We start from the raw sequence: 15,467 nt of genomic DNA, 5'->3' as shown, positions 1-15,467 counted from the left end.
GAGGAGAACAGTGAAACCCAGCGCGAGAACACGTCGCCGTACCGCGCGGGGCTCCGCCGTCGGCGCGCTCGCGCTGGTGGCGGGAGTCCTGCCCGGCGTCGGCTCACAGGCGCAGGAACAGCAGGCGCGGCTCACCGTCGCCTACGACTGCGCCCTCCCCGCCGACGCCCAGCCGGCAACGCGGCGGATCGAGGCCGAGGTCTCCGGCAGGTTCCCCGGCGCCGCCACCGCCGAGGAGCCCGTGCGGATCGGCGAGATCCGCCTCGACGCCGAGATCTCCCGCGAAACGCTGGAGGAACTGCTGCCCGCACACACCGAGTCCGTCACCTCCGAGGCCGAGCTCACCGTGCGGGTCGCACAGGCCGAAAGCTCGGCCGACGCGCGCTGGGGCGGGCTGGTGGCCCCCGCCACGCCGGTGCCCCAGGACGGGGACCTCTCCCTCGCCCACCGCGGCGACGTCCCGCCCGTCACGGTCGAACGCGAAGGACAGCTGACCTTCACCGCCGGGCAGCTCGCCCTGAACCTGACCCCCACGGTGCGCGGCGAGGAGGACGCCACGGCACCACCCGCGCCGGCACCGGCCGCCCTCGACTGCCGTCCGGCCCCCGGCCAGGACCTGCGGCTGGCCACCGTACGGATCGGCGGAGCCGACCACGGGCCCGGCGCCTCGGCTTCCCCCACGCCCTCGCCGTCGCCCGGCTCCACAGGGCCGGGGAAGGACCCGGACGCGGAGGACCGCTCCGCGCGCCGGGACGGGGACATCGACGTGGGCACTGCCCAACTGCCCCCCGCCAAGCCGTGCGAGACGGAACGGCCCACGAGCGACCTGGACCGCTCCAAGCTCCCGGAGCCGCCCCCCGGCATCCCCGTACGCGTGAGTCCGATCGGCGGCATCCACTGGTGCGCGGTGCCGGTCGCTGCGGCCAATGTGCTCAAGCTGAAGGGCGCCATGGCCATCAACGACCCGCGCGACGGTGCCGCCACGGTCAATCTGCTCATCCAGAAGGAGTGGGCGGTGGGGCCCGGCTACAACCAGACGCGTCACCTGGGCGAGCTCGACCTGCCGGACGCCACCGCGACCTTCCTCGACTTCGACTTCATGCCGGTCACCGCCAAGATCGAGTTCAAGAGCTCACCCATGACCATCGTCACCGTGCAGCGCGGCTCCTCCTCGCCGAACTACGCCACCATCCACCTCAGCCAGACCCTGCGGATGCACGACGTGACGGTGAACGGGGTGCCGCTGGAGGTCGGGCCGCACTGCCGCACCTCCCGGCCCCTCGAACTCGAACTCAAGGGCAAGCAGCCCGAATACGAGGTGCTCAAGGGCGGAGTCCTGCGGGCGAAGTTCACCATCCCGCCCTTCACCGGCTGCGGAACCGGCGGCGAGGACCTCGACCCGCTCTTCACCGGCAGCATCTCCGGGAGCGGCAACTACCTCAAGCTGATCCAGGGGGCGCCCTGCCTGATGCGGCCCGGCGGACAGGGCTGTGTGGTCCCGCCCGCGGTCCCGGAGCTGCCCAAGTGAGCCCGGCGAGCAGACCACAGCGGGAGGAGGGGGCGCCGACATGGGCATCGAGGTAGCGGTGCGGGGACTGACCAAGTCCTTCGGCCGCAAGAACATCTGGCAGGACATCACGCTCACCCTGCCCGCCGGAGAGGTCAGCGTGATGCTGGGCCCCTCCGGCACCGGCAAGACCGTCTTCCTCAAGTCGCTCATCGGGCTGGTCAAGCCGGAGCGGGGCAGCGTACTGGTGGACGGCGTCGACATGGTGCGCGGACGCGAGCGGGAGATCTACGAGGCTCGCAAAACCTTCGGGCTGATGTTCCAGGACGGCGCGCTGTTCGGCTCGATGAACCTCTTCGACAACATCGCCTTCCCGCTGCGCGAGCACACCAGGAAGAAGGAGTCTCAGATCCGCCGCATCGTCATGGAGCGGCTGGAGATGGTGGGCCTGGTCGGTGACGAGGAGAAGCTGCCCGGCGAGATATCCGGCGGCATGCGCAAACGCGCGGGGCTGGCCCGCGCCCTGGTGCTCGACCCGCAGATCATCCTGTGCGACGAGCCGGACTCCGGACTCGACCCGGTCCGCACCGCCTACACCTCGCAGCTGCTGATCGACCTGAACGCGCAGATCGACGCGACGATGCTGATCGTCACCCACAATCTCGACATCGCCGCCACCGTCCCCGACAACATGGGGATGCTCTTCCGCCGCCACCTGGTCACCTTCGGCCCCCGTGAAGCGCTGCTGACCAGCGACGAACCGGTGGTCGCCCAGTTCCTCAGCGGCAGCCGCAGCGGACCCATCGGCATGTCCGAGGAGAAGGACGCGGCCACCCTCGCCCGGGAGGCCGGCTCGGCACCCCTCGGCCCGCTGAACGCCGCACCCCGGGAGTTGGTCCCGCAGCTGGAGCCCACCCCGGGACTGCCCGAGCGGCAGGCGGTACGGCGCCGCAGGGAGCGGGTGCTGGGCATGCTCGACGAACTGCCGCCCGCGGCGCGCCGCGCCATCGAGGCGAGCCTGCCGGAGAACCTCGCCCCCCTGCCCCAGCGCACCAGCACCACCCGGCAGCGGCCCCTGGAGCGGCCATGACGGCGACCGAGCACACCCCGCAGCCGGCGGGCGGGGCCGACGAGTCGAGCCCCGGCGAGCCGAGGGCAGCGGGGGCGCACGCGGAGGCGGCGCACACGGCCAGGGGCCCCGTACCGGGCCTGGGCTTCCTGCGGGAACCCGGCAAGCTGTTCATCCTGGCGCTCACCGTGCTTCGCGCGGTCTTCCGGCGGCCCTTCCAGTTCCGGGAGTTCGTCGAGCAGTTCTGGTTCATCGCGAGCGTCACCATCCTGCCCGCCGCGCTGGTCTCCATCCCGTTCGGCGCCGTCATCGCCCTCCAGGTCGGCTCGCTGGCCGGCCAGATCAGCGCCCAGTCCTTCACCGGCGCAGCCAGCGTGCTCGTCAACATCCAGCAGGCCAGCCCGCTGATCGTCGCCCTGCTGATCTCCGGAGCCGCCGGCTCGGCGATCTGCGCCGACCTGGGGTCGCGCACCATCCGGGAGGAGCTGGACGCCATGGAGGTGATGGGCGTCTCGCCCATCCAGCGGCTGGTGGTGCCGCGGGTGCTGGCCACCGTCTGCGTCGCGGTCCTCCTCAACGGCATGGTCTCCGTCGTCGGCACCCTGGGCGGCTATTTCTTCAACGTCGTCCTCCAGGACGGCACACCGGGCGCCTACCTCGCCAGCTTCTCCGCGCTGGCGCAACTGCCCGACCTGTACATCAGCGAGATCAAGGCGGTCGTCTTCGGCTTCATCGCCGGCATCGTCGCCTCCTACCGGGGCCTCAACCCGCGCGGCGGGCCCAAGGGCGTCGGGGACGCCGTCAACCAGTCCGTCGTCATCACCTTCCTCCTCCTCTTCTTCGTCAACATGGTCCTCACCGGCATCTACCTCCAGCTCGTGCCGCCGAAGGGGGTCTGAGCCATGGCCCGCGCCTTCGCCCCCGGCCGGCTCTTCGGCTGGCTCGACAAGCCCGGCGACCAACTGCTGTTCTACGTCCGCGCGCTGCTGTGGGCGCCCAAGACCCTGCTGCGCTACCTGCGCGAGGTCCAGCGGCTGCTCGCCCAGGTGGCGTTCGGCAGCGGAGGGCTCGGCGTCATCGGCGGCACCGTCGGTGTGATGACCGCGATGACCCTGTTCACCGGCACCGTCGTCGGCCTCCAGGGCTACGCCGCGCTCAACCAGATCGGCACGGAAGCCTTCACCGGCTTCATCTCCGCCTACTTCAACACCCGCGAGATCGCCCCGCTGGTCGCCGGACTCGCGCTCTCCGCCACCCTCGGCGCGGGCTTCACCGCGCAGCTCGGTGCCATGCGCATCAACGAGGAGATCGACGCACTCGACAGCATGGGCATCCGCTCCATGCCCTACCTCGTCACCACCCGCATCATCGCCGGAGTCGTCGGCATCATCCCGCTCTACGGCATCGGCCTGCTCAGCTCCTACCTCTCCTCGCGGTTCATCACCGTCTTCTACAACGGCCAGTCGGCCGGCACCTACGACCACTACTTCGGGCTGTTCCTGTCGCCCACCGACGTGCTGCTGTCGTTCCTCAAGGTCTTCGTCTTCAGCGTCATGGTGATCCTCACCCACTGCTACTACGGCTACCGCGCCACCGGCGGCCCGGCGGGTGTCGGCATCGCCGTGGGCCGCTCCGTGCGGAACGCGATCGTGCTGATCAGCGTCACCGACTTCTTCCTCAGCCTCGCCCTGTGGGGGGCCACCACCACCGTGAAGGTGGCGGGATGAGCGCCGCGCTGCGCCGCAGGTCGGCGGGGATCGTCCTGCTGCTCGTACCGGCACTGCTGATCTGGCTCTCGGTCGCCGTCTACGACAAGCGGTTCACCGACGCGGCCGAGATCACCGTGCGCACCTCGCAGGCAGGCCACGAGATGCACGTCAACACGGATGTGAAGCTGCGCGGCGTGGTCGTCGGTCAGGTGCGCGAGATCACCTCGGACGGCAAGGGAGCCCGGCTGCGGGTCGCGCTCCAGCCGGACAAGCTCGCGCACATCCCGGCCGACGTACGCGCCCAGATGCTGCCCACCACCGTCTTCGGACAGCGCTACGTCGCGCTCGTCCCGCCCAAGGACCCGGCGCCCCGACCGATCAGAGCCGGGGCCACCATCCCGCAGGACCGCAGCCGCAACGCCATCGAACTCGAACAGGTCCTGGACCACCTGCTGCCCACCCTCACCGCGGTACAGCCCCAGAAGCTCGCGGCCACCCTCACAGCTGTGGCACAGGCACTGGAGGGGCGCGGCAGCAAGCTCGGTGACAACCTCGTCGCGCTCGACGCCTACCTGGCCGAGCTCAACCCCCGGCTCCCCGCCCTCAACCGGGACATCAAGGAGCTGGTGCGGGTCAGCCACCTGTACGCCGAGACCGCGCCTGACGTGCTCAGCGCGCTGTCCGACTTCGCCACCACCAGCCGCACTCTCGTCGAGAAGGCCGACGACCTGTCCACCGCATACGGCACCACCACCGGCACGGCGCAGGAGCTGACCGCGTTCCTGCGGGAGAACCGGCAGAACATCATCCGGCTCGCCCGCGCGAGCCGCCCCACTCTGCGGCTGCTGGCCGCCCACGCCCCCGCCTTCCCCTGCACCCTGCGCACCCTCGCCACCTTCGTCCCCGTCATGGACCAGGCGCTCGGCAAGGGCACCGACCGGCCCGGCCTGCACGTCGATCTGCGGGTCACCCCCTCCCGCGGCAAGTACCTGCCCGGCAAGGACACCCCCTCCTACCGGGGCGGCGGAGGCGGACCGCGCTGCTACTCCGTCCCCTACCTCGGGCCGGCCGACGGACGGAAGGCCGGGAGGACCAGCACCGCACCGGCGGCCGAGGGCGCCACCATCGCCGACGCCGGGGGCGGCACCGGGATGCCCAACTCGCCCCAGGAGAACCAGCTGATCAACGAGGTACTGGCACCGGCGGACAAGCGGCCGGGGAAGCTGCCCGGCTGGAGCAGCGTCCTGGTCGGCCCCACCCTGCGCGGCACGGAGGTGAGACTGCGGTGAAACGCGCCTCCCTCACCGGCCCGCTCGTCAAGTCGCTGATCTTCATCGTGACGACCTCGCTGGCCACCGCCGTGCTCGCGCTGAGCATCTCCAACACCGGAGTGGGCCCCACCGACACCTACCGCGCCCGGTTCACCGATGTGACCGGACTGGTCGAGGGCGACAGCGTACGCATCGCCGGGGTGCGGGTCGGCAAGGTGGAGGAGATCCGCGTCGTCGACCGCCGCATCGCCCAGGTGCGGTTCTCCGTCGAGAAGGGCCGCACCCTCCCCGCCTCGACCCACGCCTCGGTGAAGTACCTCAACATGGTCGGCCAGCGCTATGTGGACCTCCAGCGCGGCAGCGGGCCCCTGGGACGCACCCTCCCGGCGGGCGGCACGATTCCACTCAGCCGCACCACACCGGCGCTCGACCTGACCCAGCTGTTCAACGGCTTCAAGCCGCTCTTCCAGGGGCTCTCGCCCAAGGAGACCAACCAGCTCGCCGGGGAGATCATCAGCGTCCTCCAGGGCGAGGGCGGCACCGTCACCTCGCTGGTCGGCCACATCAGCTCACTGACCAGCACACTGGCCGGCCGGGACAAGGTCATCGGCTCGGTGATCAAGAACCTCAACTCCGTGCTGAAGACGGTCAACGTCCGGGAGAAGGGCTTCAACGACCTGGTCACCAGCCTGCGCGACCTGGTGTCCGGGTTCGCCGACGACCGCGAACCGCTCGGCAGGGCCGTCACCGCCATGGGCGGCCTCGCCACCACCACGGCCGGGCTGCTGGAGGACGGCCGCGCACCGCTGAAGAAGGACATCCGCGAACTGGGCCGGCTCTCCCGGCAACTCGGCGAAGGCACCCCCCAGATCGAGGAGTTCCTGCGCACCTCCCCGGAGAAGATGCGCACCCTGGGACGGCTCGCCTCCTACGGCTCCTGGTTCAACACCTATCTGTGCGAGGCCAGAACCAACGGGCTGACCATGGCCGACGGCAGCGAACCGCCCACCGGCATCGCCATCACCCAGCCGAGGTGCCGGTCATGAGCGGCCGCAGGCGACTCAGGATGCCGCGCCCCAAGCCGATGGCCGAGCGCAACCCGATAGCGGTCTGCCTCATCGGGTTCCTCCTCCTGGCCCTGCTGGGCACCGCCGTCCACCGCGCCGACGACCTGCCGTTCCTCGGTGGCGGAACCACCTACACCGCCGAGTTCACCGAGGCGGCCGGGCTGCGGGAGGGCAACGAGGTGCGGGTCGCCGGAGTGAAGGTCGGCGAGGTCTCCCGCATCGCCCTCGACGGCGCCAAGGTCGAGGTCGACTTCGAGGTCGAGAACACCTGGGTGGGCAACGCCAGCCGGGCCGCGATCAGCATCCGCACCCTGCTCGGTGAGAAGTTCCTCGCCCTGGACCCGCTCGGCACCGGCCCTCAGGACCCCGGCCGCCCCATCCCCACCAGCCGCACCACCTCTCCCTACGACGTCACGCAGGCGTTCACCGGACTCGGCCGTACCTTCGAGGAAATCGACTCCCGGAAGCTCGCCGAGAGCTTCAAGGCCGTCTCCGACACCTTCCGCAACACACCCGCCGACGTACGCGGCGCCGCCAAGGGACTGTCCGCGCTCTCCCGCACGATCTCCTCCCGCGACACCGAGCTGGCCGAGCTGCTGCGCGGCAGCAAGAAGCTCACCCGCACGCTCAAGGAGCGGCGCGCGGACTTCAGCACCCTGCTGCGCGACGGCAATCTGCTGCTCGCCGAGGTACGCGCCCGCCGGGGGGCCATCCACCGGCTGCTGACCGGCGCCCGCGACCTGGGCACGCAACTGACCGGGCTGGTGGACGACAACAACAAGCAGCTCGGCCCCACCCTGCGCGCACTGGACCGGGTCACCGACGTACTGATGAAGAACCGCAAGCGGCTCGACGCGGCGCTCGGGGTCGCCGGCCCCTACTACCGCCTCATCGGTAACACCCTCGGCAACGGTCGCTGGCTGGACAGCTATCTGTGCGGCCTCGTCCCCAAGCGCTACCTGCCGCCCGACACACCCCCCGAGGACGACTGCCGACCGCCGAAACCGGGAGGGAAGAGCCGATGAGACCGCCCAGCGACGGCAGGCGCTTCCCCTTCCGGAAGCGCGCCACCGGCCGCGAACGCGCCCCCTTCCGCAGACGCACCCTCGTCCTGGGCGCGGTCCTCACCCTGCTGATCGGCGTCGGGGCCGGGGGAGCGACGGTGCTCGGCGGCTCCGAAGGCACCCGCGTCACCGCCTGGTTCGACCGGGCCGTCGGCGTCTACGAGGGCTCCGACCTGCGGGTACTGGGCGTACGCGTCGGCCGGGTCGAGGCGGTCGAGCCGCACGGAAGACAGGTCGAGGTCACCCTGCTCATCGACGAGGGGGTCAAGGTCCCCGCGAACGCCCGCGCCGTGGTCATCGCCCCCAGCCTCGTCTCCGACCGCTACGTCCAGCTCACCCCCGCCTACACGAAAGGCCCCCGGCTCGCCGACGCCGCGGTCCTGCCGGCGGGCCGCAACGCCGTACCGCTGGAGGTCGACCAGCTGTACGCGAGCATCACCGAACTCAGCGAAGCGCTGGGGCCCGACGGCGCCAACGCCGACGGCGCCCTCTCCGACCTCCTCGACGTGGGAGCCGAGAACCTGGACGGCAACGGGAAGGCGCTCGGTGAGTCGGTCGAGGAGTTCGGGAAGGCCGCGCGGACCCTCGACGGCTCCAGCGGCGACCTCTTCACCACCGTCGGCTACCTGCGCTCCTTCACCGCCATGCTCAAACGCAACGACAAGAAGGTGCGCACCGCCGAGCGGCAACTGGGCGAGGTCACCACCTTCCTCGCCGAGGACAAGGAGAACCTCGCCCAGGCCCTCGCCCAACTTGGCACCGCGCTGGGCAAGGTGAAGAAGTTCATCAAGGACAACCGCGGCAGCCTCAAGAAGAACGTCGACAAGCTGGCGCCCCTCACCCAGACCCTCGTCGACCAGCGGGCCTCCCTCGCCGAGGCCCTGGACACCGCGCCCCTGGCCGCCGACAACTTCCTGCGGGCCTACAACCCCCGCCGGGGCACCCTGGACAACCGCGGCAACATCAACGAACTCAGCATGGGCGGGCCCCTCACCCCGGCGCCCGGAGCGGCCGCCGCGGGCACGGCGGGCCTCGTACCCGTCACACCCCGCGAGCGCAAGGCGCTGCCGGCCCTGCCGCTGCCGCCCGTCGGCACCGTCTACGGCACCCCGGACGGGGCGGCCGGTGAGCGACCTGGCACTTCGTCAAAGGGGGCCGGCGGATGAGCCCCACCCGCGCGGCGATCCGCTCCCGAGCGGCGATCCGGTCCCGTGCAGCACGGATCGGTACCAGCGTCACGGCAGCGGCCGTCACGATCGCGCTCGGCCTCACCCTGCTGGGCGGCGGCGTCCACCTGCCGCGCTTCACCGGCCTCGCGGATCTGCCGCTGCCCGGCGGCGCCGACCTGGGCGACCACCCCTACCAGGTGACCGCCGAGTTCGCCGACGTCCTCAGCCTCGTCCCGCAGTCCGCGGTGAAGGTCAACGACGTGACCGTCGGCAAGGTCACCAGGATCGCGCTGTCCCGGAAGGGCTGGACCGCCCGGGTCACCATGCGCGTCAACGGCGAGGTGCGGCTCCCCGAGCGGCCGTACGCGCGCATCGAGCAGTCGAGCCTGCTGGGCGAGAAGTATGTGCAGCTCCTCGCCCCGCCCAAGGGCGGCGGCGCGGGCGCCGCGCGGCCTGCCGCACAGCGTTCGGCACCCGCGCCCTCGTCCGGCCCCGGCACCCACATCCCGCTCTCCCGCACCAACCGCAACCCGGAGGTCGAAGAGGTCCTCGGCGCGCTCTCCATGCTGCTCAACGGCGGCGGAGTCAGCCAGCTCAAGACCATCACCACCGAACTGAACAAGGCGCTCGACGGCAACGAGGAAGAGGTCAGATCGGTGCTCGGCCGCGTCAACAAACTGGTGGGCAGCCTCGACCGGCACAAGGGCGACATCACCCGCGCCCTGGACGGCGTCAACCGGCTCTCGGCCACCCTCGCGGCCCGCAAGAAGAGCATCGGCACCGTCCTCACCGACGTCAGCCCCGGACTGGCCGGCCTGGAGGACCAGCGCGGCCAGCTGATGACCATGCTCCGCTCGCTCGACACCCTCTCCACGGTCGCAGTGCGGACCGTGAACCGGAGCAAGGAGGACATCGTCGCCGACCTCGAGGCCCTCGCCCCCACGCTGCGCGCCCTCGCCGACTCCGGCCAGGACCTGCCCGACTCGCTCCAGGTGCTGTTCACCTACCCGTTCACCGACGAGGTGCTGCGCGGCGTCAAGGGCGACTACCTCAACCTCTACCTCGATGTGACAGCGCCGCCCGGCACCACGCTCACCCCGCCGCTGAAGGAGGAACCGATCCCCGAGGACCCCGGCGCCTCCGGCACGGGCGGCCCCGCCGCGCTCCCGCTCCCCGCCGTCACCAGTACCCCGGGCCCAGGAGGTGACCGCTGATGCCGACCCGCGCCACCGTGTGGAAGAACCTCGCCTTCCTCGCCCTGGCCGCCGTCGTCCTCGGCGTCATCGGGGTGCGGTACGCGGATGTGGGCCGGTACATCGGCATCCGCGACTACTACACCGTCCGCGTCGAACTGGCCCGCACCGGCGGCCTGTACGAGCACGCCGACGTCACCTACCGAGGCGTGTCCGTCGGCCGCGTCGGCGCCCTCGACCTCACCGACGGCGGGGTGTCGGCCGAACTGAAGATCAAGAACTCGGCGCCGCGCATCCCCACCGACCTCAAGGCCCACGTCGCCAACCTCTCCGCCGTCGGAGAGCAGTACATCGACCTGCGACCCGACACGGCACACGGCCCCTTCCTGCGCGAGGGCTCCGTCATCCGGCAGTCCAGAACCAACCTGCCAGCACCGCCCACCACGGTGCTGGCCGGCGTGGACAAGCTCGTCGCCGACCTGCCGCGCGACTCCCTGCGCACCGTCATCGACGAACTGGGCGACACCTTCCAGGGCCGCGGCGACGACCTGGAGGTCCTGCTGGAGTCCGGCAGCGCGTTCCTGGACGCCGCCGACGCCGCGGCACCCGAGACCACCGGACTCATCGTCGACGCCGAGACCGTGCTGCGAACCCAGCGCGAAGAGGGCCGCGCACTGCGCGACTTCGCCGACGGAGCCGAGGAACTCCTCGGACAGCTCAAGAAATCCGACCCCGACCTGCGCCGCCTGATCACCGCGACCCCGGGCGCCGCCACCCAGCTGACCGGGCTGCTGCGCGACCTCGACCCCGGCCTCAGCGTGCTGCTCGCCAACCTCACCACCACCTCGGAACTTGCCGTCACCCGCGAGCGCGGCGTGGCCGAGCTCCTCGTGAAACTGCCCCGCGTGGCCGCCGCCGGCTCCACGGCCATCACCCGCGAGGGTGCCTCCTTCGGCATGGCCCTCACCTTCTTCGACCCGCTCCCCTGCACGGCTGGATACGGCAAGACCCGCTACCGAGGCGGCCTGGAGACCGGCAATGCCCCGCCCTTCAACGACCGCGCGCACTGTGCCTCGCCGCCCTCCAGCGGCAAGAACGTCCGCGGCTCCGCCAACGCGCCGACCGGCGGGCCGCTGCCGGCGCCCGCCAGCCCCGGCGCGGGCGGCCTGGCGGCCGGCTCCACCGCCACCCACTCCGGGCCCGACGGCTCGTCCCCCCGCACCCTGGCCGGCCTGCTCGCACTGGAGACCGACCGATGACCACCGACGCACCGGATGAGGCAGCACGTGAACCGTCAGGGGCGCGGGGAACACGCTCCGCCGCATGGCTCGCCGCGCTGCTCGCGGCCGCGGTGCTGTTCTGCGCGTTCTCCGGCTGGCTCTGCTGGACGGCGTACTCCGACGACGACCTCGCCTACTCCCGCGCCCGCGATCAGGCCCTGGCCGCCGGCCGCACGCATCTGGCCACGCTCAACTCGATCGACGCCGCGCACATCGACGCAGGACTGCGCGAGTGGCGCCGTACCGCCACCGGGCCGCTGAGCGACGAGCTGCGCCGTACGGAGAACAAGAGCGCGAAGGCTCTGCGCGAGCGCGGTACCAGCGCCCGTGCCGAGGTCACCGACGCGGCGCTGACCAGCCTGGACGACACAGCGGGCACCGCGAGGCTGATCGCGACCCTGCGGATCAGGACCACCACCAGGGCCGGAGCGCCCGCGACCGACCGCAAGCGGATGGAAGCCGGGCTGGAGCGCACCGGTGACGGGTGGAAGCTCACCTCGGTGCGGCCGGTGCCGGTGGGGGAGGAGAGCTGAGATGCGGGCGTTACGTGTACTGCGCGGGCTGACCCGGATACGCCGGCTGCTCGCCGTGCTGGAGGGGCGCCGGGCACGCTGGTGCGCGGTGGCGCTGCTCGTGCTGGCGCTCGCCGCCGGAGCCGGCTTCCTGGTGCGGGCCGGACAGTTGACCGGCAGCGCGGCGGCCAGGAACGCGGCCCTCACGGACCGCGCGGCGACCAGCAGGGTCTCCGGTGAGGTCCAGGACGCGCTCGCGCGGATCTTCTCCTACACCCCCGAGGGCCTGGCCGGCACCGAGCGGGCGGCCGACGAGCTGCTGGCGGGCAAGGCCGCGCGGCAGTACGAGACCCTCTTCGGCCAGGTCGAACAGCGGGCCAGGGAGCAGAAGCTGACGCTCGCGACCCGGGTGGTCAGCGTGGGGGTTTCCAAGCTGCGCGGGGACCGCGCACACCTTCTGGTCTTCCTCGACCAGACCACACACCGCGCCGGTCGCGAACCGGCGAATGCCGCAGCCCAGCTCTCGGTCACCGCGCAGCGGCGGAACGGCGACTGGCGGATCGTCGGCATCACGGCGCGGTGACCAACGAGTCGGCCACGAGCGACAGGGAGAGGCGAGACGTGGCAGAGGCGACGCGAGCGGAGAGCCGGTGGGCGCGGTGGTCCCCGGCGGGCGGTCCGGTGCGGGTGGCGGCCGTGGTCCTGGCGGCCGTGGCGCTGTGCGGCGCGGTCTGGGCGGGTACCTCCTGGTACGGCGCCGCACATGACGAGTCACTCGATTACGCCGCGACGCGGGACGAGGTGCGTGCGGCGGGCGAGCAGGCGGTGCAGAACCTCAACACGCTCGACCACCGCAAGCTGGAGAGCGGGCTGGACTCCTGGGAGGAGTCGACGACCGGCGAGCTGCGCGGTCAACTGCGAAAGGGCCGCAAGGAGTTCGAGAAGCAGATCCGCCGTGCCAGGACCGTCACCTCGGCCCGGATCCTCTCCAGCGCCGTCGCGGAGCTGGACGAACGGGCCGGCCGGGCCGGAGTGCTCGTCGCCGTACGGACCACGGTCAAGGCGCCGAAGGAGAAGCCCGCGACCAAGCAGACCAGGATGCGCGGCGAACTCACCCGCACCGGCCAGGGCTGGAAGCTCAGCGCCCTGGAACAGGTGCCCGTCGGCTACACCGCCACCGAGCCGGACGAGCGTGACTGACCGGAGAGCCGGAGGAACCCCATGTCGACCACCCGCCACCTCGTCAACCGCAGACGCCGCCTCGCCGCCCGGCCCCGTACCGGAACCACCACGTCCGCCACCGGGCGCGGCCTCGCACCGGCCACTTCACCGGCGACCGGGTCCGAGCGCAAGAGGCCCGGTTCCCCGGGCCCCGAACCCGCCGCCGCGTCCGCTGCGGAGTCCGCCGCCGAGCGGGCCGGGCGGTTCTTCCGGCGCTCCCGGCGGCTGCCCGCCGTCTGCGCAGTCGCGACCCTGGTCCTCGGCGGCTTCGCCGGCTGGGCGGCGAACAAGGCCGAGGCCCTGCGCGACACCGCCTCGGCCCACAACAGCGCACTGGCGGACGCCGCCCGCACCAGCGAGGTCAAGGGCGAGATCACCAGCGCGGTCAACGCCCTGTTCTCCTACGACCACGCCGACCCGGAGAAGAACGAGCGCGCCGCGCGCCGACTGCTGACCGGACGCGCCGTCGAACAGCACCGTCAACTCCTCGCGCGGGTCCGCGCACAGGACAGCCGCCAGAAGCTCCTCCTGACAACGACGGTCACCGACAGCGCGGTCACCACGCTGGAGGGAGACCGCGCCCGGGTGCTCCTCTTCGCCGACCAGCACAGCACCCGCACAGCGGGCAGCGCCAAGGACGGCAAGGACGGCAAGGACAAGGCCAAGAGCGAAACCGAGGACAAAGCCAAGGCCAAGGGCAAGGCGAAGAGCGGCAAGCGGGCCGAGGACGACAACGCCAGCTACGCGGGCGCCATGCTCGCCGTCAACGCCGTGCGCAAGGACGGCTCCTGGCGGATCAGCGCCATCGACACCCTCACCTGAGGCACCGCCACCCACCCACCTCGCAGGCCCGCCCGGGCACTGCCCGCCGGCCGCGCACGCACCGGGAGGACAGCACATGACGCAGCACCAGGCAGGCAGACGCCGGGGCGGCAGCCACACCGCTGCCGGCGCCCGGCGCGGCCCGGCGCGCCCCGCCGGCGGCAGACGTGTCCGGCTGCGGCGCCGCACCGCGGGCACCGCGCTCGCCGCGCTGGCCATCGCCGCGCTGACCGCGTCACAGGCACCCGGCGCGGTCGGCCCCAAGGAAGCCCGCAAGCCGTGGCACTCACCCGGCGCCGGAAGCCCGTACCCGTCCGGCGGCGCGGACGACGGCTCGTACCACATCGAACTCCCGCCACTGGCCGTCGCGGACGGCGGCCGCCCGGTACGCGACCCGCACCTCAGGCTCAGCGCACCGTCCGGCATCCCCGCCACGGTGCTGCTCGCCTACAAGAACGCGGAGAAGGCGGTGCGGGCCCAGGACCCCGGCTGCCGGCTGCGCTGGGAGTTGCTGGCGGCGCTGGGGAAGGTGGAGTCGGGGCAGGCGCGCGGCGGGGACGTCGGGCCGGACGGCACCACCCGCAGCCCGATCCTGGGCCCGGTGCTCGACGGCAACGGGTTCGCCCGTATCGAGGACTCCGACGGCGGGGCCTGGGACGGTGACACCCGGTTCGACCGGGCGGTCGGGCCGATGCAGTTCATCCCCACCACCTGGCAGCGGTGGGGAGCGGACGGCAACGGCGACGGCCGCGCCGATCCGCACAACGTCCACGACGCCGCGCTCGCCGCGGGCCGCTACCTGTGCGCGGGCGACCGGGATCTGGCCGAGGCGCCGCAGCTGCGTGCGGCGATCCTCAGCTACAACCACTCCACCGCCTATCTGCGCACGGTCCTCGCCTGGTTCGACTTCTACCGCAGGGGCGCTCACGCCGTACCGGACGGCAAGGGCGTGCTGCCCACCAGCCCCGGTGCGGGAAGCGCGGGCGAGAGCGACAAGGACAGGAACGCGCACCGGGCAGGCAAGGGCCCCGGTGGCGGGGGAGGGACGAGCGGCCCTGGGAGGAAGGACAAGGCTCCCTCCCGCGGGCCCTCCGGCTCCGGCGGCACGGGCCCGGGCGGTGGCTCCCCGGGCTCCGGAGAGCCGGGCCCCCGCCCCACCGGCCCGGGCTCTCCCGACGAGGACGGCTCCAGTGGTCCGGGCGGCCCCAGCACTCCCCCCGGCTGCCCGGACGACACCGGCTCGCCGTCCCCCGGTCCGACCGGCTCCGAGTCGCCGACGCCCGTGCCGAGTCCCACTGGGAGCGACGGCCCCTGCGAGAGCGGGACGCGAACCTGAGGCGGGTCACTCCCGTGCCCCTGCTGCCGAGTGCAGGCAACGGGAGCCGGGCCGCTGATGCCGCCCGCGGACCCCCCACAGGCCGCGGGCGGCTGCCCAGCGGTGGCACAGGCCCGGGCGCCTGACGGGGAGGCGCCCGGGGACTTCCCTCAGAGTGCCCCACCGCGGCTGCCCCCAGCAGGGGCCGAACGGCCCCTCTCCGCGCGGGACCCCTCTCCGCGCCGGACCCCTCTCCGCGCGGGACCCC

At 72.3% G+C, this 15,467-nt stretch carries 15 protein-coding genes; all 15 read left to right on the top strand.

Annotated elements, in window-relative coordinates:
• Positions 1 to 10 precede the first annotated feature (10 nt).
• The 15 genes from HC362_RS04585 (at position 11) to HC362_RS04515 (ending at position 15,220) form a co-directional block, all read left to right on the top strand.
• Positions 11 to 1,528: a DUF6801 domain-containing protein gene (locus HC362_RS04585; RefSeq protein WP_243082483.1), complete on the top strand. Its 1,518-nt coding sequence runs from the start codon at positions 11 to 13 to the stop codon at positions 1,526 to 1,528.
• A gap of 40 nt (positions 1,529 to 1,568) precedes the next feature.
• A complete protein-coding gene (locus HC362_RS04580) occupies positions 1,569 to 2,597 on the top strand; it encodes an ATP-binding cassette domain-containing protein (protein ID WP_243082482.1) in 1,029 nt (342 codons plus the stop codon).
• The gene (locus HC362_RS04575; protein ID WP_243082481.1) at positions 2,594 to 3,475 is read left to right on the top strand and encodes an ABC transporter permease; all 882 of its coding nucleotides are present in this window, start codon (positions 2,594 to 2,596) and stop codon (positions 3,473 to 3,475) included. Before HC362_RS04580 ends, HC362_RS04575 begins: the two co-directional genes overlap by 4 nt.
• A 3-nt stretch (positions 3,476 to 3,478) precedes the next feature.
• Positions 3,479 to 4,303: an ABC transporter permease gene (locus HC362_RS04570; protein ID WP_243082480.1), complete on the top strand. Its 825-nt coding sequence runs from the start codon at positions 3,479 to 3,481 to the stop codon at positions 4,301 to 4,303.
• Entirely contained in the window at positions 4,300 to 5,574 is a 1,275-nt protein-coding gene (locus HC362_RS04565) for an MCE family protein (protein WP_243082479.1), read from the top strand. The genes HC362_RS04570 and HC362_RS04565 overlap by 4 nt, the downstream gene beginning before the upstream one ends.
• On the top strand, positions 5,571 to 6,602 hold the full coding sequence (locus HC362_RS04560) for an MCE family protein (protein ID WP_243082478.1): 1,032 nt from the start codon (positions 5,571 to 5,573) through the stop codon (positions 6,600 to 6,602). Before HC362_RS04565 ends, HC362_RS04560 begins: the two co-directional genes overlap by 4 nt.
• Positions 6,599 to 7,648, top strand: a complete 1,050-nt coding sequence (locus HC362_RS04555) for an MCE family protein (RefSeq protein ID WP_243082477.1) — start codon at positions 6,599 to 6,601, stop codon at positions 7,646 to 7,648. The genes HC362_RS04560 and HC362_RS04555 overlap by 4 nt, the downstream gene beginning before the upstream one ends.
• On the top strand, positions 7,645 to 8,853 hold the full coding sequence (locus HC362_RS04550) for an MCE family protein (protein WP_243082476.1): 1,209 nt from the start codon (positions 7,645 to 7,647) through the stop codon (positions 8,851 to 8,853). Before HC362_RS04555 ends, HC362_RS04550 begins: the two co-directional genes overlap by 4 nt.
• Positions 8,850 to 10,070 (top strand): MCE family protein, encoded by a 1,221-nt coding sequence (locus HC362_RS04545; RefSeq protein ID WP_243082475.1) that lies wholly within the window; start codon positions 8,850 to 8,852, stop codon positions 10,068 to 10,070. The genes HC362_RS04550 and HC362_RS04545 overlap by 4 nt, the downstream gene beginning before the upstream one ends.
• Complete coding sequence (locus tag HC362_RS04540) at positions 10,070 to 11,308, top strand: MlaD family protein (protein ID WP_243082474.1); 1,239 nt, start codon at positions 10,070 to 10,072, stop codon at positions 11,306 to 11,308. Before HC362_RS04545 ends, HC362_RS04540 begins: the two co-directional genes overlap by 1 nt.
• On the top strand, positions 11,305 to 11,862 hold the full coding sequence (locus HC362_RS04535; RefSeq protein ID WP_243082473.1) for a hypothetical protein: 558 nt from the start codon (positions 11,305 to 11,307) through the stop codon (positions 11,860 to 11,862). Before HC362_RS04540 ends, HC362_RS04535 begins: the two co-directional genes overlap by 4 nt.
• Before the next feature lies 1 nt (position 11,863).
• Positions 11,864 to 12,424: a hypothetical protein gene (locus tag HC362_RS04530; protein ID WP_243082472.1), complete on the top strand. Its 561-nt coding sequence runs from the start codon at positions 11,864 to 11,866 to the stop codon at positions 12,422 to 12,424.
• 38 nt (positions 12,425 to 12,462) lie between these two features.
• Positions 12,463 to 13,041 (top strand): hypothetical protein, encoded by a 579-nt coding sequence (locus tag HC362_RS04525; protein WP_243082471.1) that lies wholly within the window; start codon positions 12,463 to 12,465, stop codon positions 13,039 to 13,041.
• Positions 13,042 to 13,062: 21 nt separating this feature from the next.
• The gene (locus HC362_RS04520; protein WP_243082470.1) at positions 13,063 to 13,884 is read left to right on the top strand and encodes a hypothetical protein; all 822 of its coding nucleotides are present in this window, start codon (positions 13,063 to 13,065) and stop codon (positions 13,882 to 13,884) included.
• A gap of 76 nt (positions 13,885 to 13,960) precedes the next feature.
• The gene (locus HC362_RS04515) at positions 13,961 to 15,220 is read left to right on the top strand and encodes a lytic transglycosylase domain-containing protein (protein ID WP_243082469.1); all 1,260 of its coding nucleotides are present in this window, start codon (positions 13,961 to 13,963) and stop codon (positions 15,218 to 15,220) included.
• Positions 15,221 to 15,467: the final 247 nt, after the last annotated feature.

It is taken from the genome of Streptomyces sp. 891-h (genome assembly GCF_022760275.1).
Taxonomy (GTDB): Bacteria; Actinomycetota; Actinomycetes; order Streptomycetales; family Streptomycetaceae; genus Streptomyces; species Streptomyces spirodelae.
This window is presented reverse-complemented; position numbering and strand designations above follow the sequence as displayed.

Coding starts and splice junctions, on each gene's coding strand:
- HC362_RS04570 (WP_243082480.1), top strand. CDS start 3,479: ATGGCCCGCGCCTTCGCCCCCGGCCGGCTCTTCGGCTGGCTCGACAAG.
- HC362_RS04575 (WP_243082481.1), top strand. CDS start 2,594: ATGACGGCGACCGAGCACACCCCGCAGCCGGCGGGCGGGGCCGACGAG.
- HC362_RS04530 (WP_243082472.1), top strand. CDS start 11,864: ATGCGGGCGTTACGTGTACTGCGCGGGCTGACCCGGATACGCCGGCTG.
- HC362_RS04535 (WP_243082473.1), top strand. CDS start 11,305: ATGACCACCGACGCACCGGATGAGGCAGCACGTGAACCGTCAGGGGCG.
- HC362_RS04580 (WP_243082482.1), top strand. CDS start 1,569: ATGGGCATCGAGGTAGCGGTGCGGGGACTGACCAAGTCCTTCGGCCGC.
- HC362_RS04515 (WP_243082469.1), top strand. CDS start 13,961: ATGACGCAGCACCAGGCAGGCAGACGCCGGGGCGGCAGCCACACCGCT.
- HC362_RS04520 (WP_243082470.1), top strand. CDS start 13,063: ATGTCGACCACCCGCCACCTCGTCAACCGCAGACGCCGCCTCGCCGCC.
- HC362_RS04545 (WP_243082475.1), top strand. CDS start 8,850: ATGAGCCCCACCCGCGCGGCGATCCGCTCCCGAGCGGCGATCCGGTCC.
- HC362_RS04555 (WP_243082477.1), top strand. CDS start 6,599: ATGAGCGGCCGCAGGCGACTCAGGATGCCGCGCCCCAAGCCGATGGCC.
- HC362_RS04565 (WP_243082479.1), top strand. CDS start 4,300: ATGAGCGCCGCGCTGCGCCGCAGGTCGGCGGGGATCGTCCTGCTGCTC.
- HC362_RS04540 (WP_243082474.1), top strand. CDS start 10,070: ATGCCGACCCGCGCCACCGTGTGGAAGAACCTCGCCTTCCTCGCCCTG.
- HC362_RS04550 (WP_243082476.1), top strand. CDS start 7,645: ATGAGACCGCCCAGCGACGGCAGGCGCTTCCCCTTCCGGAAGCGCGCC.